The 19,720-nt window shown below is 62.9% G+C and carries 15 protein-coding genes, 3 tRNA genes, 3 rRNA genes and 1 pseudogene; 9 read left to right on the top strand and 13 right to left on the bottom strand.

From position 1 onward, the window contains the following. Positions 1-81 precede the first annotated feature (81 nt). On the top strand, positions 82-1,356 hold the full coding sequence (locus U5L98_RS18550) for a DUF5924 family protein (protein ID WP_322559730.1): 1,275 nt from the start codon (positions 82-84) through the stop codon (positions 1,354-1,356). A gap of 69 nt (positions 1,357-1,425) precedes the next feature. Further along, entirely contained in the window at positions 1,426-1,872 is a 447-nt protein-coding gene (gene slyA, locus U5L98_RS18545) for a transcriptional regulator SlyA (protein WP_322559737.1), read from the top strand. A gap of 3 nt (positions 1,873-1,875) precedes the next feature. Here the strand turns inward: slyA and U5L98_RS18540 are convergent, their stop codons facing one another. Then, on the bottom strand, positions 1,876-2,406 hold the full coding sequence (locus tag U5L98_RS18540) for a preprotein translocase subunit YajC (RefSeq protein ID WP_322558735.1): 531 nt from the start codon (positions 2,404-2,406) through the stop codon (positions 1,876-1,878). 105 nt (positions 2,407-2,511) lie between these two features. Between U5L98_RS18540 and U5L98_RS18535 the strand changes: the two are divergent. Continuing rightward, positions 2,512-2,968: pseudogene (locus U5L98_RS18535) on the top strand (universal stress protein). 94 nt (positions 2,969-3,062) lie between these two features. Here U5L98_RS18535 and U5L98_RS18530 read toward each other — a convergent pair. Next, positions 3,063-4,988 (bottom strand): ATP-binding cassette domain-containing protein, encoded by a 1,926-nt coding sequence (locus U5L98_RS18530; RefSeq protein WP_322559729.1) that lies wholly within the window; start codon positions 4,986-4,988, stop codon positions 3,063-3,065. 100 nt (positions 4,989-5,088) lie between these two features. Here U5L98_RS18530 and U5L98_RS18525 point away from each other — a divergent pair, with 100 nt between their 5' ends. After that, positions 5,089-5,976 (top strand): TatD family hydrolase, encoded by an 888-nt coding sequence (locus tag U5L98_RS18525; protein ID WP_322559728.1) that lies wholly within the window; start codon positions 5,089-5,091, stop codon positions 5,974-5,976. A 1-nt stretch (position 5,977) separates the two neighbouring features. Beyond that, complete coding sequence (locus U5L98_RS18520; RefSeq protein WP_322559727.1) at positions 5,978-6,532, top strand: hypothetical protein; 555 nt, start codon at positions 5,978-5,980, stop codon at positions 6,530-6,532. Between the two features lie 16 nt (positions 6,533-6,548). Here the strand turns inward: U5L98_RS18520 and U5L98_RS18515 are convergent, their stop codons facing one another. Both U5L98_RS18515 and U5L98_RS18510 read right to left on the bottom strand, forming a co-directional pair. Beyond that, the gene (locus tag U5L98_RS18515) at positions 6,549-7,622 is read right to left on the bottom strand and encodes an alpha-ketoacid dehydrogenase subunit beta (RefSeq protein WP_322559726.1); all 1,074 of its coding nucleotides are present in this window, start codon (positions 7,620-7,622) and stop codon (positions 6,549-6,551) included. Between the two features lie 36 nt (positions 7,623-7,658). Beyond that, a complete protein-coding gene (locus U5L98_RS18510; RefSeq protein ID WP_322559725.1) occupies positions 7,659-8,234 on the bottom strand; it encodes an elongation factor P hydroxylase in 576 nt (191 codons plus the stop codon). 151 nt (positions 8,235-8,385) lie between these two features. On the opposite strand from U5L98_RS18510, the gene U5L98_RS18505 reads away from it, so the two are divergent. The 3 genes from U5L98_RS18505 to U5L98_RS18495 all read left to right on the top strand — a co-directional run bounded on the left by U5L98_RS18505 (position 8,386) and on the right by U5L98_RS18495 (position 11,702). After that, positions 8,386-9,834, top strand: coding sequence for an MATE family efflux transporter (locus U5L98_RS18505; protein ID WP_322559724.1), 1,449 nt, complete (start codon positions 8,386-8,388; stop codon positions 9,832-9,834). Next, a complete protein-coding gene (locus U5L98_RS18500; RefSeq protein WP_322559723.1) occupies positions 9,806-10,873 on the top strand; it encodes a DUF3080 family protein in 1,068 nt (355 codons plus the stop codon). The genes U5L98_RS18505 and U5L98_RS18500 overlap by 29 nt, the downstream gene beginning before the upstream one ends. 112 nt (positions 10,874-10,985) lie before the next feature. After that, a complete protein-coding gene (locus tag U5L98_RS18495; RefSeq protein WP_322558741.1) occupies positions 10,986-11,702 on the top strand; it encodes a hypothetical protein in 717 nt (238 codons plus the stop codon). Positions 11,703-11,717: 15 nt separating this feature from the next. Here the strand turns inward: U5L98_RS18495 and tusA are convergent, their stop codons facing one another. Beyond that, a complete protein-coding gene (tusA, locus tag U5L98_RS18490) occupies positions 11,718-11,969 on the bottom strand; it encodes a sulfurtransferase TusA (RefSeq protein ID WP_322558742.1) in 252 nt (83 codons plus the stop codon). 41 nt (positions 11,970-12,010) lie between these two features. On the opposite strand from tusA, the gene U5L98_RS18485 reads away from it, so the two are divergent. After that, positions 12,011-12,301, top strand: coding sequence for an antibiotic biosynthesis monooxygenase family protein (locus tag U5L98_RS18485; protein ID WP_322558743.1), 291 nt, complete (start codon positions 12,011-12,013; stop codon positions 12,299-12,301). A 19-nt stretch (positions 12,302-12,320) separates the two neighbouring features. Here U5L98_RS18485 and rlmM read toward each other — a convergent pair whose 3' ends face one another. The 8 genes from rlmM to U5L98_RS18445 all read right to left on the bottom strand — a co-directional run bounded on the left by rlmM (position 12,321) and on the right by U5L98_RS18445 (position 19,197). Beyond that, positions 12,321-13,388, bottom strand: coding sequence for a 23S rRNA (cytidine(2498)-2'-O)-methyltransferase RlmM (gene rlmM, locus U5L98_RS18480; RefSeq protein ID WP_322559722.1), 1,068 nt, complete (start codon positions 13,386-13,388; stop codon positions 12,321-12,323). After that, positions 13,385-13,813 (bottom strand): DUF2721 domain-containing protein, encoded by a 429-nt coding sequence (locus tag U5L98_RS18475; RefSeq protein WP_322559721.1) that lies wholly within the window; start codon positions 13,811-13,813, stop codon positions 13,385-13,387. The genes rlmM and U5L98_RS18475 overlap by 4 nt, the downstream gene beginning before the upstream one ends. 111 nt (positions 13,814-13,924) lie before the next feature. Then, positions 13,925-14,040: ribosomal RNA gene (gene rrf, locus U5L98_RS18470) — 5S ribosomal RNA — on the bottom strand. 83 nt (positions 14,041-14,123) lie between these two features. Continuing rightward, positions 14,124-17,014: ribosomal RNA gene (locus tag U5L98_RS18465) — 23S ribosomal RNA — on the bottom strand. A gap of 231 nt (positions 17,015-17,245) precedes the next feature. Then, positions 17,246-17,391 (bottom strand) — tRNA-Ala (locus tag U5L98_RS18460). Positions 17,392-17,400: 9 nt separating this feature from the next. After that, positions 17,401-17,476 (bottom strand) — tRNA-Arg (locus tag U5L98_RS18455). A 14-nt stretch (positions 17,477-17,490) separates the two neighbouring features. Continuing rightward, a tRNA-Ile gene (locus U5L98_RS18450) sits at positions 17,491-17,567 on the bottom strand. A gap of 91 nt (positions 17,568-17,658) precedes the next feature. Then, positions 17,659-19,197 (bottom strand): 16S ribosomal RNA (locus U5L98_RS18445). The 16S, 23S and 5S rRNA genes sit together here with 3 tRNA genes alongside, the layout of an rRNA operon. Positions 19,198-19,720 lie beyond the last annotated feature (523 nt).

The following is a 19,720-nucleotide window of genomic DNA, read 5'->3' as shown; positions in this document are numbered from 1 at the left end:
ACCGAACGTCAAGCCCTGCCAACAGCATGGCACGTCCAGGGCCACTCACCCCAACGGGACCCCGGCTGTTAGACTCGACGGATGAACCGAGAACCCTCGACGGATTCGCCCCAGCCCTCCGCGACAGCTGCCGTCGGCAAGCAATCGCCGCGCCTCAGCGCCTGGCAGGCTCGCATCGAACGGCTGGTGGAGCTCGTGCGGCCCTGGAGCTGGCTGTGGCCACCGATGGCCCTGGCCGCCGGCCTGGGAAGCTTCTTCCTGGTGGAACGCCAGCAGTGGCTGGGCGCGATGCTGGCACTGGGCATGTTGCTGGCCTGGGTGCTGCTGCTTTCCGAGAGCCTGATCGGCCGATTACTGGCCCGGCGTGGCTACCCGGCCCTGCCGCGTGGTGTGACCACCTTCATCGCCCAACTGATCCACCAGGAGACGCTGTTCTTCACCCTGCCCTTTCTGCTCGCCACCACGGTATGGCACAGCGGCCAGGCGCTCTTCACCCTGCTGATCATGGCCATGGCGCTGCTGTCGATCCTCGACCCGCTCTATTACCGGCTGGCCGAACGGCAGCGCTGGCTCTACTTCGCCTTCCATGCGCAGTGCGTGTTCCTGGTGGTGCTGGTCACCTTGCCGACCCTGCTGCACCTGACCACCGGCCAGAGCCTGCTGCTGGCCATCGGTGCCATGGCGCTTTTCAGCCTACCGAGCCTGATGCACCTGCTACGGCCGATGACCCCCTCACGCTGGCTGGCGATGTTGGCGCTGCTGCCACTGCTGGCCGGAGTGGCCTGGGTGGGTCGCGCCTGGGTGCCACCGGCCAGCCTGTGGATCTCGGGCAGCGCCCTCTCTCCGGGCTTCGATACCCAGGCCAGAACCCCCATCGGCAGCACGCGCCTGACCCCGTCCGCGCTGACCAGCGAGGGGCTTTATGCCTTCACGGCAATCCATGCCCCCCGCGGCCTGCGTGAGGACGTTGTACATGTGTGGCGACAGGACGGTGAAGAAGTCGACCGCATCCCGCTGGAGATCCAGGGAGGACGCGAAGCCGGTTACCGATCCTGGAGCCACAAGCAGAACTTTCCCGAGGACACGCCAGGCGAATGGCGCATCGACGTGATGACCGATAGCGGCCAGCAGATCGGAATACTGCGCTTCACAGTGAGTAACGACGCTCAGGCGGCCACCCTGGCCGACGGCACGATCGAGCGCCCCTCGGGCATTCCCGGCCTGGACATCCGTCAACTGCTGCCTCGGCCCGAATCGGCCTCCGACGAGACAGCCGGAAAGGATGGCGAGACCGAGGAGGCCGAGGAGATCAAAGAGACCGAAGATGAGGCGGGCAAGGCCGAGGGGATGCAATGATAAGCCTGCTTGCATTCCACGCGGACGGTTCAGACAATCCCAGGAGGCTTCTCCCGGATGCACAGACCCATGCACCAGAACATCGGCTTCCAGCTTTCCCGCGTGCCACGCCTGTGGCGCGCCGTCATCGACCGGCGCCTGGCGCCGCTGGGCCTGACCCAGACCCGCTGGATTACCCTCTATCACCTCTGGCGCCTCGGTGATGGCCAGCCTCAATGCGACCTGGCCCGTGTCATCGGCGTCGAGGCCCCCTCCCTGGTTCGCACCCTGGACCAGCTCGCCGAGCAGGGACTGGTCGAGCGGCGCGGCTGCGATAAGGACCGCCGCACCAAACGAATATTCTTGACCCCCGAGGCCACGCCGCTGCTGGAACAGATCGACGCGGTAGTCAGCCAGGCGCGCGGCGAGATGCTGGCAGGTCTCGACGACGCAGAGGTCGAGCAGCTGGCGAGCCTGCTGTCGCGAATCGAGGAGAACGGCCTGGCGATCCAGGCCTGCGAAGACGTAGAGTCATAATCTTCAGCCGCGCGGCCCGTCCAGGGGCCGCTCCTTCCCCGGCTGATCGGGATGCCCGGCCAGGGCATCGCGCAGGGCCGCGAAATCCTCCAGGTAGCTGGAAAAGCGCTCGGCATCCTGTGACTCCCACCACCAGAGACCGAGAGCCGCCCTGTTCGATTCCAGCACCTTGGCATCCAGGGGCAGGCGCGTCAGTAAAGCCTCGAGCGGTGCTTCGGCCGCTTCTGGCAACGGTCGCAGCGGTTCGAAGCGCCAGTACCAGCCATGTCGAAACGGCTTCAGCGCCGGGCCTGCCTCGACGTCTCGCACCAGCGTGAAATCAGGCCCTGGCTGCTGGGGCGGATAGGGCCAGCGGTAGTGGGGCATGACCCCCCTGGCTTCGTGAAACGGTGGCTTGTCCAGCTTGACGGTGACGCCTGCCCGGCTCATGGCCGTGCGCATCTGCGCCACCCGCTTCTGGCGAGGGTTCGGCTTGAGCCAGAGCACCGGTGAAATCACCAGCATCACCGCGATAAAAATGATCACCCAGGCCATGCCGTTCTCCTCGTGAATCTTGATGCAATTCGTTGTCTTGTCATGCGAGGCATCCTAGAGTGGAAGCGTCCCCAACACGCTGGACGCTGTACGGAGAGTCACACCATGAGCAACGAATATCGTCATGTCCTGGTCGCCGTCGACCTGACCAAGGACTCCTACAAGGTGCTGGAGCGGGCGATGCAGATCGCCGACCGCAACCATGGCCAAGCTATCCATCATGCACACCCTGGAGCCGCTGGGCTTCGCCTACGGCGGCGATATCCCCATGGACCTCACCAGCATCCAGGACCAGCTCGACGAACATGCCAAACAGCGCCTGGCCGAGATCGCCGACACCCATGTGCCCAGCGAGAACCAGCACGTGGTGGTGGGCATGCCCGACACCGAAATCCACCGCTTCGCCGAGGAGCAAGACGTGGACCTGATCGTGGTCGGCTCCCACGGACGCCATGGGTTCGCCCTGCTGCTCGGCTCCACCTCCACCGGCGTGCTGCACGGTGCTCGGTGCGACGTGCTGGCCGTGCGGGTGGGCGCCAAGGGCGAGGAGACTGAAGAGTAACGAGTCGCGCCTTACTCCTCCCCAAGGGCGCCCAAAAGGCGCCCTTGGGGTTTCAGACCCGACGCCAGCGAAACGCCACTGAATCGCCGCGTTGTCACTCGCCGGCGGCCATCGCCTCGAGCTCCATCCACCGCTCCATGGCCGCTTCCAGCGTGGCCTGGGTATCGTTCAGCGACTGCAGGGTCGCCGAGACGGTATCGGCATCCTGCTGATAAAACCCCGGATCGCCCACCTGAGCCTCGTAGGCGGCCACCTCCTCCTCGAGACGTTCTATCTCGCCCGGCAGGCCGTCGAGCTCCCGCTGCAGCTTGTAGGAGAGCTTGGCCGGCCGGCTCGCGGGGGTAGCACCTGCCTTGGTCGATGCCGGAGCGTCGCTCGCCACCGGGGCCGTGGGTTCGACATGCTGGCGCGCCGCCCCTTCCCAGGGCGCCGGCGGCAGCCGACCCCCCTGGCGCACCCAGTCGCTGTAGCCGCCCACGTATTCGCGTACCCGACCCTGACCCTCGAAGGCCAGTACGCTGGTCACCACGTTGTCCATGAAGGCACGATCGTGGGAGACCAGCAGCAGGGTGCCATCGAAGTTGAGCAGCAATTCCTCGAGCAGTTCCAGGGTCTCGACGTCGAGATCGTTGGTCGGCTCGTCCAGCACCAGGACATTGGCCGGCTGAGTGAACAGCTTGGCCAGCAGCAGGCGGTTGGACTCCCCGCCCGAGAGCGCCTTGACCGGTTGGCGCACCCGCTCGGGGGTGAACAGGAAGTCCTGCAGGTAGCTCATCACATGACGGTCGCGACCGCCCACGGCGATGCGATCGCTGCCCTGAGCCACGTTGTCGTAGACGCTCTTCTCCGGCTCCAGCCCGGCACGCAGCTGGTCGAAGTAGGCGACCTGCAGCTTGGTCCCGAACTGCACCTTGCCTTCGGTCGGCTCGAGCTCTCCGAGCAGGATCTTGAGCAGCGTCGTCTTGCCGGCACCGTTGCGGCCGATGAAACCGATGCGGTCGCCGCGCTGAATCTCCAGGGTCAGGTCGTCGATCACCACCTCTTCGCCGAAGCGCTGGGTGACGTGCTCGAGGCTCACCACCCGCTTGCCGCTGCGCCCGCCACTGTCGACGGCGAGCGAGGCCTTGCCCTGGCGTTCGCGACGCTCGCTGCGCTCCCGGCGCAGCTGCTCCAGCGCCCTCACCCGGCCCTCGTTGCGGGTGCGCCGCGCCTTGATGCCCTGGCGGATCCAGGCCTCCTCCTGAGCGAGCTTCTTGTCGAACTCGGCGTGTTCACGAGCCTCGACTTCCAGCTCGTGGTTCTTCTGCTCCTGGTAGGCGGCATAATCCCCGGGGTAGCGGCCCAGGCGCCCGCGGTCGAGTTCGAGGATCGCCGTGGCGAGCTTCGAGAGGAAGGCCCGGTCGTGGGTGATGAAGAGCACGGCGCCATTGAAGTCCAGCAGCTGCTCTTCCAGCCAGGCGATGGTGTCGAGGTCCAGGTGGTTGGTGGGCTCGTCCAGCAGCAGCAGGTCCGGCTCGGCGACCAGCGCCCGGGCCAGCGCCACGCGGCGCCGCCAGCCACCGGAGAGCGCCGCCATCTCGGCGTCGGCAGGCAGCCCGAGCCGGGTCAGCACCACGTCGATGCGCTGGTGGAAGGACCAGCCGTCGATCGCCTCGATCCGCGTCTGCAGCTCGGCCATGCGGCGCATGTCCGGGTCCTCGTCGTGGATCAGGTGGTGATACTCGGAGAGCAGTTCACCGGCCTCGGGGAGGCCCTGGGCGACCACGTCGAAGATGGTCTGGCCAGTGGCATCCGGCAGCTCCTGGGCAAGCACGCCGATCTTCAATCCCGGCGCCCGCCAGATGTTGCCGCCGTCGGCCTGGATCTCGCCGGCCACCAGCTTGAGCAGGGTCGACTTGCCGGTGCCGTTGCGCCCCACCAGGGCGAGGCGCTCGCCCTTTTCCAGCACCAGGTCGGCACCGTCGAGCAGTACCTGGTTACCGTAGGCCAGTTGCAGCTGTTCCAGACGTAGCAGGGTCACGCGCTCACCTCTTCATTCATTGAGGGCGCTAGTGTAACGCATGGCCGGCCCGGCGTGGCGACGGGTACAATGCGCGCCTGTTTCCTGAAGGAGTTCCGCCTTGGCTGCCCCGACCGACACCTTCGACGACGTCCTGCCCGAGGCCCTGCGCTTCACCTCGCCCGCCCCGCTGGTGGACATCGGCGCCAACCTGACCCACGAGAGTTTCGCCCGGGACCTGCCGGCGGTGCTGACCCGCGCCCGGGCAGCCAACGTCACCACCCTGATCCTCACCGGCACCGACCGCGAGCACGCCGAACAGGCCGTGGAACTGGCGCGTCGCCACCCGGGACTCTTCGCCACAGCCGGGGTGCACCCCCATGACGCCAGCCAGTGGGATCCGGCACTGGCGCAGGCGATGCGCGACCTGCACCGCCAGCCCGAGGTGGTGGCGGTGGGCGAGTGCGGCCTGGACTTCAACCGAAACTTTTCCACCCCCACCGAGCAGGAGCGCGCCTTCGAGGCCCAGCTAGGCCTGGCGGCGGAGAGCGGCAAGCCGCTTTTTATCCATGAACGGGACGCCGGGCGACGCATGCGCGAGATGCTGCACGCCTGGCGCGACGATATCGCCGATGCGGTAATCCACTGCTTCACCGCCGACCGCGAGACCCTCTACGGCTACCGGGACCTGGACCTGCACATCGGCCTGACCGGCTGGCTGTGCGACGAGCGTCGCGGCCACCACCTGCGCGAACTGGTCGGCGAGATCCCCCTGGACCGGCTGATGGTGGAAACCGACTGCCCGTACCTGCTGCCTCGCAATTTACCTGCCAAACTCAAGGGCAGACGCCACGAACCGGCGCTGCTGCCCTGGATCGTGCGGGAGATAGCCCACTGGCGGGGCATGGACGAGGCCGAGCTGGCCCCTGCCACCACCGCGACCGCGCTCGCCTTCTTCCGCCTGCCGGCGGGCGAGACACGCCACGCCAACCAACATGAGGAGTCCTGACATGGCCGGCCCCGAGAGCAACGAGATTCCCGGCTTCATCGCCGTCGAGACCGGCGAGGACGGCGGCTTGCCGCTGGCCATCGCCTGGACGCTGCCCGACGGGCGGGTCAAGCATACCCTGATCCAGCCGGACGACGACTGGCTGGATAACGAGATGGTTTCGCTGGGCGAGTACAGCCTGGAGGAACTCAACAGCATGGGAGTGAGCCCCCTGGACGTCATCCGCGAGCTCGAGAATGACCATTTCAGCGCGACGCTCTATACGGCCGGCGTGAGTGACGATGAGGCGGCGATCTCGCAGCTGTTCGACACCTACGGCCTCGACCCCTTCGTCGAACTGGCCCCGGCGGAGAGCCTCTACGATGAGCTCGAGCCCGGCAACTGGGCCCGAGCCCGGGGCGAGCTGTTCGGTGAACTGGGACTCGAGCCACTACGCCCCGAGCACGAGGTGGCGGTGATGCTCAATCTCCACCAGCGCCTCGCCCCCGGCGTCACGCCCCCCGAGGCCACCCCCTTCGATGGCCGTCTGCTGGACGGCGACGACGCCGACGACTGAGCGGGCCCCGTGGCAACTACGCCCCCGACCGCCCCAGCAGCGCCAGGGCCCGCTCGACGATGCCCGCCACCGAGGGCAGCGTGACCGTGGCGGCCGGCCCCAGGGCAATGAAACTGTCCTCGGCGGTCAGCCGTGCCAGGCGCTCACCCGCCACGCCGCGCTCGACCAGGCCGGTGATCAGCTCCTCACTAGGCGAGCCCGACCGCCGGCATTCGTCCACCACCAGGATGCCCGAACAGTCGCTTACCCGACGATGGAGCGCATCGTGATCGATAGCCGTCAGCCAGCGCAGGTCGATGAGGCGCAGCGCGATGCCCTTTTCCTCAAGGCGGACAGCCGCCTGCCGTGACAGGTGGACCCCGTTACCGTAGCTGACGATGGCCAGGTCGCGTCCCTCTCCCCATTGGCCGAGCTCACCCACTGGCAGGCGGTAGTCCGGCCCAGGATCAACGCAGCATCCGCGATCATCCCCCTCCTCCAGCAGGTCACGGGCATGGTAACGTGCGATGGGCTCGAGGAGCACCACAACGCGCTGCTCCTCGTCGGCCAGGCGAACCGCCTCCTGCAGCAGCCCCACCGCCTCGGCCCCGTTTGACGGGCAAGCCACCAGCAGCCCGGGAATATCGCGCAGCACGGCAATGGCATTGTCGTTGTGGAAGTGGCCGCCGAAACCCTTCTGGTAGCCGAGCCCGGCGATACGCACCACCATCGGGTTGGTGTACTGGCCATCGGAGAAGAAGCTCAGCGTGGCGGCCTCGCCGCGCAGTTGATCCTCGGCGTTGTGGAGGTAGGCGAGAAACTGGATCTCGAGGATGGGCACCAGGCCGCTCTGCGCCAGCCCGATGCCCAGTCCCAGGATGCTCTGCTCGTCGAGCAGCGTATCGATCACCCGGTGCGGACCAAACTGCGCCTGGAGCCGCCGGGCGTGGAGATCGAGCTGACGGCTGGTCAGTTGAGACTCGAAGAGCTCGACGAGCGCCTCAGGGTCGAGCCCGGCTGACTCGAGGGAGCGCTGGTGTTCCAGCTCGGGCCAGCTGTCGTCATTCAGGGCGGCAAGGAAGCGGCGTTCCTGGGGCAGGGATTCGGCCACGGTCGGTCTCCGGTCGGCTGGACAATGCCCTTCAGCCTAGTCGATCGCCTCGTGGGGCCGCGAACCTGCCGACTCGAGCCAACATTGCCCGGCCGCCACGGCCTGCTCGAGGCTGGCACCCTCCTGGTAGAAGGCCACCAGCGCCTGCCGGAAAGCCGCCGCCCGGCCCGGCAGGCCCTCACGCAAGTAGCGTTCGGCGCGCGCCTCGACTCGCGCCTGGAAGCCCTCGCGGTCGACCTCCACCTCGCCCAGGTTATCGATGCTGACCCGGAAGGGCCGGTCGCAGGCCCGAGAGAAGAGCAGCTCCAGCGCCTGAGGCGCCACCTCCACCGCCTCGAAGTCGCGCTGCTGGCCGGCATCGCGGCCGTCGGGCAGGTACCAGTAGCCGTAGTCCTCGAACTCACGCCGACGGGCGCCGGCAATGCACCAGTGGCTGACTTCATGCAGGGCGCTGGCATAGAAGCCGCGGGCGAAGATCACCCGATGACAGGGAGAGGCCTCGTCCGCCGGCAGGTAGAGCGGTTCATCGCCGCCGCGCACCAGACGGGTCCGGTAGCGGGGCAGGAAAAGGCCGTCGAACAAGGCCATCACATCCTCGAGTCGGTGGCTCACGCAGGCTCCAGTAGGCATAAAGGGCGCCATTATAGGGGCAAGGCCGGACACAGCGAAAATCACTGCCCCCTGATACACTGGGCGGCCTGCCGGCGTTGGCCACGTTACCGGCGATACCGCCTTCACCTCGATACGCATGGAGCTTCTTGCCTTGGCCTCGTTCTCCTCACGCCTGCTGGCCACCAGCCGCAAGGAAACGCGGCCGCTGCTGCGCCTGGCACTGCCCATCTGCGGGGCCCAGCTGGCCCAGGCCGGCATGAGCGTCGCCGACGTGATGATGACCGGACGACTCAGCGCCACCGACCTGGCGGCGGTCTCGGTGGGCTCCAGCCTGTGGATGCCGCTGATGCTGTTCATGACCGGCACCCTGATGGGGCTGACGCCGATTGTCGCGCAATTGCTGGGGGGTGGCCGCACGGCGGGGATTCGTCCCAGCGTGCATCAGGCGCTATGGATCGCCCTGGCCCTGGGAGTGGCCGCCGCGGTGCTGATGTGGAGTGCGGTCATGCCGATCTTTCGCCTGATGGCGGTGCCGGAGGAGGTCGCCAGGCGCGCCGCTGCTTATCTGGCCGCCGTGGCGTTCGGCATGCCCGGGGTGGCTCTTTTTCAGGCGCTACGCGCCTTCTCGGACGGCATGAACCATACTCGCCCGTCGCTGTGGATCAGCGTGATCGGACTCGGCGTCAACATCCCCAGCAATTTCATACTGATCTACGGTGGCGAAGGGCTGACGGGACTGTTCGGCGAGGGGTTACCCGATATCCTGCAAGGCCTGCCCGCCCTGGGAGCGCTTGGCTGCGGCATTGCCACGGCGCTCTCCATGTGGGTGATGTGCCTGGCGATGATTGCCTACACCCGCCGCTCTCGGGCCTACGGCGATATCGCGCTCTGGCACTCTCCGACGCTCCCGCGTTGGCCGCTGATTCTCGAGCTGCTTCATGTGGGCGTTCCCATCGGCGTGGCGATCTTCGTCGAGGTGACGCTGTTCACCTTGATCGCGCTGTTCATCGCCAGCCTCGGCGAGGTGACCGTTGCAGCCCACCAGGTGGCCCTCAACTACACCTCGATACTCTTCATGCTGCCGCTCTCCCTGGGGATGGCGCTGACCGTGCGCGTGGGCAACACCCTGGGCCAGGGCCGCCACGATGACGCTCGGCTGGTGGCCTGGAACGGCATCCTGGTGGCACTGGCCGTGGCGGGGCTCAACAGTTTGTTGCTGTGGATTACTGCCGAGCCGGTGATCGGGCTTTATACTCATGACAGTGAGGTGCAGCGCTTGACCTTGACGCTGGTCGGGCTGGCGATGATCTTCCAGGTATCCGACTCCCTGCAGGTCAATCTGGCCGGGGCCTTGCGCGGTTACAAGGACACTCGGATCATCATGCTGATCACCCTGCTGGCTTATTGGCTGGTGGGGCTGGGCGGCGGTCACTGGCTGGGAGCGCAAGGTCTGTTCGGGTGGATCGACCCGATGGGCGTGCACGGTTACTGGATCGGCCTGGTTGGCGGCCTGACCATCGCAGCGCTGCTGCTGGGGGAGCGGCTCAGGCGCATCAGCAAGGCGACGACCCATGGACAGATCGAAATTCCTGCCGAGTGACTTCGGCCGTACAGCCTGCCGCCACGGAGTTCGGGGGCTGGCAGGGATGCTGTTACTGCTGCTGGTCGGCTGCGGCGAGGGAGACAGCGAGACCCTGCTGCGCGGCTACCAGCTCCGCCTCGCCGAGACACTCTCGCTCGAGGCGCCACCGCGCTCAACTCCGGACAACATCGCGGCCTTCCCCGAACGCGACCAGCGGCTGTTCGAGATTGCCGAGACCCGGGAGGGCATGCTCGATATCTATGCGTTGCGCAAGTGTCATATCGCCAACCTGGTGGCGGGGCGTAACAACCAGCTCGGCAAGGTGGCGGCCCCCAGCCAACGCTGGCTGTACGAGCTCCAACTGTGGCGCAGGCTGAGCGGCTGCTGGAACGGCGACGTACCGGAGTCCCTCTCCGATGACAGTCGTGAACGTCTGGCTCACCTGACCGAGACCAAGACCGATCAGCTACCGCAGGTCAGCTGGAACGCTCTGTTCGCTTCCGAGGAGTGGGTCAAGAACTTCTCCCGAGCGAGCTCTCCCCTCTCTCCCGATGACTTCGACGAGGTCGAGCCGCGCAGTACCGCCCTGGGCTACTTGCGCGAGGCAACCTTGCACCAGTTCGACAGGGCCTGGGTTCCCGATTCGGCCACCCTGGAAGGGCACCTCAAGACCCTGCAGGAGCGCCCGTTCTCTGCCGAACTGCTGCGCACCCTGCTGCTGGCCAAGCAGCGACTTGCCGAGGCTTCGACACTGATCGAAGGAGTTCTGCAACACGAGGACGGTAAAGCCTGTCGCGGAGCGCCCGAGCGCCTGGCAGACTCGTCCGAGGCGACCCGGCTGATGACATGGCTGAACGACCTCGAACGCGCCGCCCGGCACTGGCTCGGGGCCATCGACGCCCTCCTCGAGGTGCATGTGGCGCCCCCACCGGCGGTAGTCGACTATCGTCGACGCTGGCTGTCGCTCACCGACCCCGAGGCTCCCCTGCCGGCCTTCACGGCGAGCCTCGATCGCCACGCTGCACTGCGCAATCGCCTTGCTCGTCACTGCCGATGAGCCACCGGGACTTAACCTCGGCAATCACTCTGTGCTATTGATGAAGTAACAGTGACGCAGTGCGCTGCCTACCAGGCCGAAGTCGTGACCACGCAGCACTTGGAGGGACATCATGGGAATCCCGCAGTCACCCCGCTCCGCCCGGGTCATCGATCTCGAGGCCATGCGCAAACGTCAACTGGCCCGACGCCGGTTGGTTCGTCTTTCACCCGAGCTGGACAATCTGGAGATGGTCTATCGGCTCGCTTCGGATGCCGACACCCTGTACGGCATGCCACTGCTGGCCTGGGGACTCCAGGAAAATGGCGAGGTCGTTGGCCTGGTGCCCTGGATGGAGGCTTTGACGCCCTGCCATCGCCTGGATGACGCCGAGCACGGACACTTCATCGGCTATCGTGACCCGGAAACCGAGGAACTCTTCGAGGAGGCACCCGAGCACAAGGTGCTGGAGCTGGAGCACGCCGCCGCCTACTTCGATTACGAAGAGACCGACGAGACTACACTGATCCAGCAGCTGCCCGAGACCCAGGGAACCCATGCCCTGTGCATGGATGAGGACGATGCTCCCTGGCAGCTTAAGCAGGTCTTCGGCTGGCGTCTCTACAGCGATGGCACGGTGGAGGCGCTACTCGCCGACGATTGTCTCATCGAGACCACTCCAATCCTGCCCAGCGATCCCTGCCTCTATCCCGGCCACAGCCGCCACCGGGTGGTCTACTTCTTCCAGCGGCAGATCGCCAACCGCATTCGGCACGAGGATCCCACCACCCTGGAAGCGTTGGCCCTGATGGTCATGCCCGACAGTGACGTTGACACATCAACCCGATGACAGGCTGGTCGCGACTCAGCCGAGACGGATAAAATAGAGGTAACTGCCGTCGTCTTCCTGCTGACGCAGGAGCTCATGCCCGAGGAAACTGCAGAACTTGGGGATGTCTCTCGTCGTGGCTGGGTCGCTGGCGATTACCTTGAGCACCTCCCCCGTGTGCATGTCACGCACCTTGTTGTGCATCAGCATGATCGGTTCGGGACAATAAAGCCCGGTGGTATCGAGCTGCGCATCACAGACCGGCAGGGAATCCGCGGAATCAACCATCTATGACCTCGTTGGGGGAAAGAAAAATAAGGGAGTAACGGATGATCAAGATCATTATCGAACGTCGTATCATGCCCGGCCTGGAGGAAGAATACGAGGCGGCCGCCCGGGAGGCCATGCGCCATTCTCTCGGCGCGCGTGGCTTCATCGGCGGCGAGAGTCTCGTCGAGCTTGGCCACAGCGATCGACGTCTGATGATCACCAAGTGGCGCGACATGCGCGCCTGGAAGGAATGGTACCAAAGCGAGACACGCGCCCGAGTCATGCAGAGTCTACTGCCACTGCTGACCGAGGAGGAGCGTATCCGCATCTACGAACCGACGTCCCATTGACCGCGCGGGTCCGTCCGGATCAGTTCAGGATCCGCACATGTACCGTCACCTCCTCTCGATCATGGTAGAGGTGGCGACACGCCACCTTGGCTCGTACGCCGGCCTCGGCGAGTGCCGACTCAAGGCCCGAAAGGCAGCGGGAGACTTCCTGCCAGCGGCGCTTCATGGGCAACTTCAGGTTGAACACCGCCTCCCGGCACCAGCGCCGCACCAGCCAGCGCTGGACCATCGACATCACGCGCGATGGCTTGTCGACGATATCGCAAACCAGCCAGTCGAGCCGGCAGGGTGGCTCCCAGACGAAGCCGTCCTCGCGCAGATGCTCCACCAGCCCCGTGGCCATCAGTCCCTTGTCCATGGGGCCGTTATCGATGGCATAGACATGCATGCCGCGCTGCACCAGCTGCCAGGTCCAGCCACCGGGAGCGGCGCCAAGGTCGGCTGCTTGCATGCCCTCCCCCAGCCGTTCGTCCCAATCATCTCGCGGGATAAATTCGTGCCAGGCCTCCTCCAGCTTGAGGGTGGAACGACTCGGCGCGCGGTGAGGAAAGCGCAGCCGGCGAATTCCTCCAGGGAGTTCACTGCGATTGCCGGGAAAGCTCATGCCCAGTTGGACGCGATCTCCGTCACTCCATAGCAGGTGAAGACGGCGGCCGCCGGCCTTGCGCCGCAGGGCGCCCCGTTTCTTGAGCAGCGACTCCAGCGGCCGCTTGAGTGCCTTGATCAGGCCAGCGAGGGCCTTGGCGTCGTTGGTATCCGGTGTTTCCTGCCACACCGACTCGAAGCTCCAACCACTCGCCACGACCTGCTCGATGATGGGTGTCAAGCGATCCTCGCGGGGGAGCAAGAGCGGCGGTAGGGCGAGCAGGCTCTGTCGGGCAAATACCAGGCTGGACAGCGGCAATGCCCGATGCAGCGCATTGGCTGGCGCATCGCCCGCAACAATGAAGCGCACGAAACCGGCGTCTGGGCTGACGTCGGTTTCTCCATGCCAGCCCAGGGCCATGACCTTGTCCGCGAGCTCTGCCGCCAGATCCGGCTCGAACCCCGAACGACAATAGAGCAACAGCTCACCGGGAACCGTCATCGGCCAGTCTCCTCGGACGCATCCGGGAGCGTGCGATTGCGCAGGTCCTCGATATCCTGCAACTGGACATTGAGCGCATTGGTAGAAATGGTCACCTCCCAGAGCGAGTAGATCAGCGAAATGGACAGGGTCACCAGGCTCACTCCGAAGAGCAGCATGCCCAGCAGTTCCAGCGACAGGAAGAGCGCGAACATCGACAGTGTACAGAGCAGGAAACTCAGCACACCCGCTACCTGCATGCGCTTGGTCAGGGAGATACGCCGACGCAGCAACACGATCTGTCGCGCGGTGCCGGGCTGATGAAGATCGCGTTCCTCGTCCGCCAGCTTGCGGATCAACTGCGCGAGTACCAGGAAACGGTTGGTATAGGCCAGCAACAGCAGCGAGATGGCCGGAAAGAGCAGGGCCGGCGTGGTCAACGTCACGAACGATCTCCGGTTGTGATTCGTAACGCCATGATAACAGCTGCCACTTTCATGGGCCGCCCATGAAAAAACCCCGAGCTCTTTCGAACTCGGGGTTTTCTCGGGATAGGTGCCTGACGATGACCTACTCTCGCATGGGGAGACCCCACACTACCATCGGCGCTGAGCGGTTTCACTGCTGAGTTCGGCAAGGGATCAGGTGGTTCCCGCACGCTATGGTCGTCAGGCGAAAAGCGGTGAATCATGCTGAGCTGATACGTTTCGTCGTATCCGGCTGTCGGTCGCCATCGGCAGACCGCTTGGGTGTTATATGGTCAAGCCTCACGGGCCATTAGTACCGGTTAGCTCAACGCCTTGCAGCGCTTCCACACCCGGCCTATCAACCAGCTGGTCTCGCTGGGCCCTTCAGGAGGCTCGAGGCCTCGGGGATGTCTCATCTTGAAGGGGGCTTCCCGCTTAGATGCTTTCAGCGGTTATCCCGTCCGCACATAGCTACCCGGCAATGCCACTGGCGTGACAACCGGAACACCAGAGGTGCGTCCACTCCGGTCCTCTCGTACTAGGAGCAGCCCTTCTCAAACATCCAACGCCCACGGCAGATAGGGACCGAACTGTCTCACGACGTTCTAAACCCAGCTCGCGTACCACTTTAAATGGCGAACAGCCATACCCTTGGGACCGACTTCAGCCCCAGGATGTGATGAGCCGACATCGAGGTGCCAAACACCGCCGTCGATGTGAACTCTTGGGCGGTATCAGCCTGTTATCCCCGGAGTACCTTTTATCCGTTGAGCGATGGCCCTTCCATACAGAACCACCGGATCACTAGAACCTACTTTCGTACCTGCTCGACGTGTCTGTCTCGCAGTTAAGCACCCTTATGCTCTTGCACTCAATGCACGATTTCCAACCGTGCTGAGGGTACCTTCGTGCTCCTCCGTTACGCTTTGGGAGGAGACCGCCCCAGTCAAACTACCCACCACACACGGTCCTCGATCCGGATCACGGATCTGAGTTAGAACGCCAATGATGCCAGGCTGGTATTTCAAGGTTGGCTCCACCCGAACTGGCGTCCGGGTTTCCAAGCCTCCCAGCTATCCTACACAGGCAACATCAGCGTCCAGTGTGAAGCTATAGTAAAGGTTCACGGGGTCTTTCCGTCTAGCCGCGGGTACACAGCATCTTCACTGCGATTTCAATTTCACTGAGTCTCGGGTGGAGACAGCGTGGCCATCATTACGCCATTCGTGCAGGTCGGAACTTACCCGACAAGGAATTTCGCTACCTTAGGACCGTTATAGTTACGGCCGCCGTTTACCGGGGCTTCGATCAGGAGCTTCGCTTGCGCTAACACCATCACTTAACCTTCCGGCACCGGGCAGGCGTCACACCCTATACGTCCGCTTGCGCGTTTGCAGAGTGCTGTGTTTTTAATAAACAGTTGCAGCCACCTGGTATCTTCGACCGGTTCAGGCTCGAGGCGCGAGGCCCGTCACCCTACGTCCGGCGTGCCTTCTCCCGAAGTTACGGCACCATTTTGCCTAGTTCCTTCACCCGAGTTCTCTCAAGCGCCTGGGTATTCTCTACCTGACCACCTGTGTCGGTTTGGGGTACGGTCCCACTGTATCTGAAGCTTAGAGGCTTTTCCTGGAAGCGTGGCATCGATGACTTCCAGCCCGTGGGCTGTTCGTCTCGTCTCTCGGCCTGGGGGAACCGGATTTGCCTGATTCCCCAGCCTACTGACTTTCACCAGGACTACCAACGCCTGGCTCACCTAGCCTTCTTCGTCCCCCCATCGCAATACAGTGAGGTACGGGAATATTGACCCGTTTCCCATCGACTACGCCTTTCGGCCTCGCCTTAGGGGCCGACTCACTCTGCTCCGATTAGCGTCGAACAGAAACCCTTGGTCTTCCGGCGGGGGCGTTTTTCACGCCCCTTGTCGTTACTCATGTCAGCATTCGCACTCGTGATACCTCCAGCAGACCTCTCGATCCACCTTCATCGGCGTACACGACGCTCCTCTACCGCTCATCCAGAGGATGAACCCGTAGCTTCGGTACCTGGTTTGAGCCCCGTTACATCTTCCGCGCAGGCCGACTCGACTAGTGAGCTATTACGCTTTCTTTAAAGGATGGCTGCTTCTAAGCCAACCTCCTAGCTGTCTGAGCCTTCCCACATCGTTTCCCACTTAACCAGGATTTCGGGACCTTAGCTGACGGTCTGGGTTGTTTCCCTTTTCACAACGGACGTTAGCACCCGCTGTGTGTCTCCCACGCGTCACTCACCGGTATTCGGAGTTTGCCTCGGGTTGGTAAGTCGGGATGACCCCCTAGCCGAAACAGTGCTCTACCCCCGGCGGTGCTACGTGAGGCGCTACCTAAATAGCTTTCGAGGAGAACCAGCTATCTCCGGGCTTGATTAGCCTTTCACTCCGATCCACAAGTCATCCAAATCTTTTTCAACAGATCCTGGTTCGGTCCTCCAGTTGATGTTACTCAACCTTCAACCTGCTCATGGATAGATCGCCCGGTTTCGGGTCTATTTCCAGCGACTGGTCGCCCAGTTAAGACTCGCTTTCGCTACGCCTCCCCTAATCGGTTAAGCTCGCCACTGAAAATAAGTCGCTGACCCATTATACAAAAGGTACGCGGTCACATGACGTGCATGCTCCCACTGCTTGTACGCATACGGTTTCAGGATCTATTTCACTCCCCTCTCCGGGGTTCTTTTCGCCTTTCCCTCACGGTACTGGTTCACTATCGGTCAGCCAGGAGTATTTAGCCTTGGAGGATGGTCCCCCCGTCTTCAGTCAAGGTTTCTCGTGCCCCGACCTACTCGATTTCACAGTGATCAGATTTTCGGCTACGGGACTATCACCCTGTTTCGTTGAGCTTCCCAGCTCATTCGCCTAATCAGTCACCTGCTTAAGGGCTGCTCCCCGTTCGCTCGCCGCTACTGGGGGAATCTCGGTTGATTTCTTTTCCTCGGGGTACTGAGATGTTTCAGTTCCCCCGGTTCGCCTCCTGACACCTATGGATTCAGTGCAGGATACCCACGTTACCGTGGGTGGGTTTCCCCATTCAGACATGCCCGGGTCACAGGTCGTTTGCCACCTCGCCGAGCCTTATCGCAGGCTTCCACGTCTTTCATCGCCTCTGGCTGCCTAGGCATCCACCGTATGCGCTTCATCGCTTGACCATATAACCCCAAGAGGTCTGGTCCGCGATGACGATCGACAATTGCCGGATACGCTTGAAACGTATCTCGTGTCTCTTCCTCTCGGAAGAAACTTGTCAGCATGATTCACATTGTTAAAGAGCATTTAAAGCTGGAAGCTTTAAGCTGGAAGCTGTAAGCAATACCTGACTGACGGCAGATAATGTTTTCAGCGCCTAGCTTAAGGCTTACGCTTAACAGTCGACTGTTGGATGGTGAAGCCTAGCGGGATCGAACCGCTGACCGCTTGCAGCTGGCAGTGCTGGCGCAGCCTAGCTAGGATCGATGAGTCGTGCGCGACCGACCGCGTGACCTCCTGCGTGCAAGGGCAGGCGCTCTCCAGCTGAGCTCCGCGCTTCCAAGGAAGATGGTGGAGCCAAGCTGGGATCGAACCGCTGACCTTCCTGCGTGCAGACGGCAGGCGCTCTGCCAGCTGAGCGTTCCGGCCGTACGGAGAATGGTGGGTCTGGGCAGACTTGAACTGCCGACCTCACCCTTATCAGGGGTGCGCTCTAACCAACTGAGCTACAGACCCATTGGTCACGCTGGGCCTATACCCAAACAGTCTTGCTCGTTCGATCAGGTAATTCATTGTGGACACTTGCCGGGTGCCGGGACTGGTCGTTTAAGGAGGTGATCCAGCCGCAGGTTCCCCTACGGCTACCTTGTTACGACTTCACCCCAGTCATGAACCACACCGTGGTGATCGCTCTCCCGAAGGTTAAGCTAACCACTTCTGGTGCAGTCCACTCCCATGGTGTGACGGGCGGTGTGTACAAGGCCCGGGAACGTATTCACCGTGACATTCTGATTCACGATTACTAGCGATTCCGACTTCACGGAGTCGAGTTGCAGACTCCGATCCGGACTGAGACCGGCTTTTCGGGATTCGCTCCACCTCGCGGCTTCGCATCCCTTTGTACCGGCCATTGTAGCACGTGTGTAGCCCTACCCGTAAGGGCCATGATGACTTGACGTCGTCCCCACCTTCCTCCGGTTTGTCACCGGCAGTCTCCCTAGAGTTCCCGACCGAATCGCTGGCAAATAGGGACAAGGGTTGCGCTCGTTACGGGACTTAACCCAACATTTCACAACACGAGCTGACGACAGCCATGCAGCACCTGTCACTCGGTTCCCGAAGGCACACCAGAATCTCTTCCGGCTTCTGCAGGATGTCAAGGGTAGGTAAGGTTCTTCGCGTTGCATCGAATTAAACCACATGCTCCACCGCTTGTGCGGGCCCCCGTCAATTCATTTGAGTTTTAACCTTGCGGCCGTACTCCCCAGGCGGTCGACTTATCGCGTTAACTGCGCCACAAAGGTCTCTAGGACCCCAACGGCTAGTCGACATCGTTTACGGCGTGGACTACCAGGGTATCTAATCCTGTTTGCTACCCACGCTTTCGCACCTCAGCGTCAGTGTCAGTCCAGAAGGCCGCCTTCGCCACTGGTATTCCTCCCGATCTCTACGCATTTCACCGCTACACCGGGAATTCTACCTTCCTCTCCTGCACTCTAGCCTGACAGTTCCGGATGCCGTTCCCAGGTTGAGCCCGGGGCTTTCACAACCGGCTTATCACGCCGCCTACGCGCGCTTTACGCCCAGTAATTCCGATTAACGCTCGCACCCTCCGTATTACCGCGGCTGCTGGCACGGAGTTAGCCGGTGCTTCTTCTGTGAGTGATGTCCTTCCTTGCGGGTATTGGCCCCAAGGCGTTCTTCCTCACTGAAAGTGCTTTACAACCCGAAGGCCTTCTTCACACACGCGGCATGGCTGGATCAGGGTTGCCCCCATTGTCCAATATTCCCCACTGCTGCCTCCCGTAGGAGTTCGGGCCGTGTCTCAGTCCCGATGTGGCTGATCATCCTCTCAGACCAGCTACGGATCGTCGCCTTGGTGAGCCGTTACCTCACCAACTAGCTAATCCGACATAGGCTCATCCGATAGCGCAAGGTCCGAAGATCCCCTGCTTTCTCCCGTAGGACGTATGCGGTATTAGCCTGGGTTTCCCCAGGTTATCCCCCACTACCGGGCAGATTCCTATGCATTACTCACCCGTCCGCCGCTCGACGCCTGGAGCAAGCTCCATCGTTTCCGCTCGACTTGCATGTGTTAGGCCTGCCGCCAGCGTTCAATCTGAGCCATGATCAAACTCTTCAGTTTAAAATCATAAGTGCCTTAAGAGCACCAAACTTGGCTCAAGGGTCAAACGTTCTCAATTAGGATCCGAAGATCCTTGACGAGTCGCTTGCCTTGAATGTTTCAGTGACTGGTCACCGACATCCCGACAAGCGCCCACATGAATTACCTGATCGATTGTTAAAGAGCGTCTCCGGGCTCACATGAAGCGCGGAGCTCTCGCTGTTGCCGTCGTGCTCGGCCGCATCAATGGACGCGGCGGCCTCGTCGGCGCCCTGCGAGGAAGGCGTATTCTACGTGATCGGCTGTCGGTGTCAACCCTGTAAGCGTTCCGAAGAACGGTTCCAGGTGAGCGACGTGCCATCGAGATGGCGGCCGATAGAGCCCCTGGCGGGCCTCTGTAACGCGTGGCGTATTCTACCGAATTCGGCGTTTCCGTCAAGCAGGAATTTCGACATCCAGCCTGAAAAACCTCATACAGAAACAACGACTTCTGCCACTTATCACCGCCGGCAACGTTGCCCGTCGCCAGCAGCGGATGCGTACT

The sequence above is a fragment of the Halomonas sp. genome (genome assembly GCF_034520545.1).
Lineage (GTDB): Bacteria > Pseudomonadota > Gammaproteobacteria > Pseudomonadales > Halomonadaceae > Halomonas.
This window is presented reverse-complemented; position numbering and strand designations above follow the sequence as displayed.

What these genes read in the sequence shown, in the direction of transcription:
- U5L98_RS18550 (WP_322559730.1), top strand. Translation starts at nt 82, where the DNA reads ATGAACCGAGAACCCTCGACGGATTCGCCCCAGCCCTCCGCGACAGCT.
- slyA (WP_322559737.1), top strand. Translation starts at nt 1,426, where the DNA reads ATGCACCAGAACATCGGCTTCCAGCTTTCCCGCGTGCCACGCCTGTGG.
- U5L98_RS18540 (WP_322558735.1), bottom strand. Translation starts at nt 2,406, where the DNA reads ATGGCCTGGGTGATCATTTTTATCGCGGTGATGCTGGTGATTTCACCG.
- U5L98_RS18520 (WP_322559727.1), top strand. Translation starts at nt 5,978, where the DNA reads ATGGCCGGCCCCGAGAGCAACGAGATTCCCGGCTTCATCGCCGTCGAG.
- U5L98_RS18500 (WP_322559723.1), top strand. Translation starts at nt 9,806, where the DNA reads ATGGACAGATCGAAATTCCTGCCGAGTGACTTCGGCCGTACAGCCTGC.
- U5L98_RS18495 (WP_322558741.1), top strand. Translation starts at nt 10,986, where the DNA reads ATGGGAATCCCGCAGTCACCCCGCTCCGCCCGGGTCATCGATCTCGAG.
- tusA (WP_322558742.1), bottom strand. Translation starts at nt 11,969, where the DNA reads ATGGTTGATTCCGCGGATTCCCTGCCGGTCTGTGATGCGCAGCTCGAT.
- U5L98_RS18485 (WP_322558743.1), top strand. Translation starts at nt 12,011, where the DNA reads ATGATCAAGATCATTATCGAACGTCGTATCATGCCCGGCCTGGAGGAA.
- rlmM (WP_322559722.1), bottom strand. Translation starts at nt 13,388, where the DNA reads ATGACGGTTCCCGGTGAGCTGTTGCTCTATTGTCGTTCGGGGTTCGAG.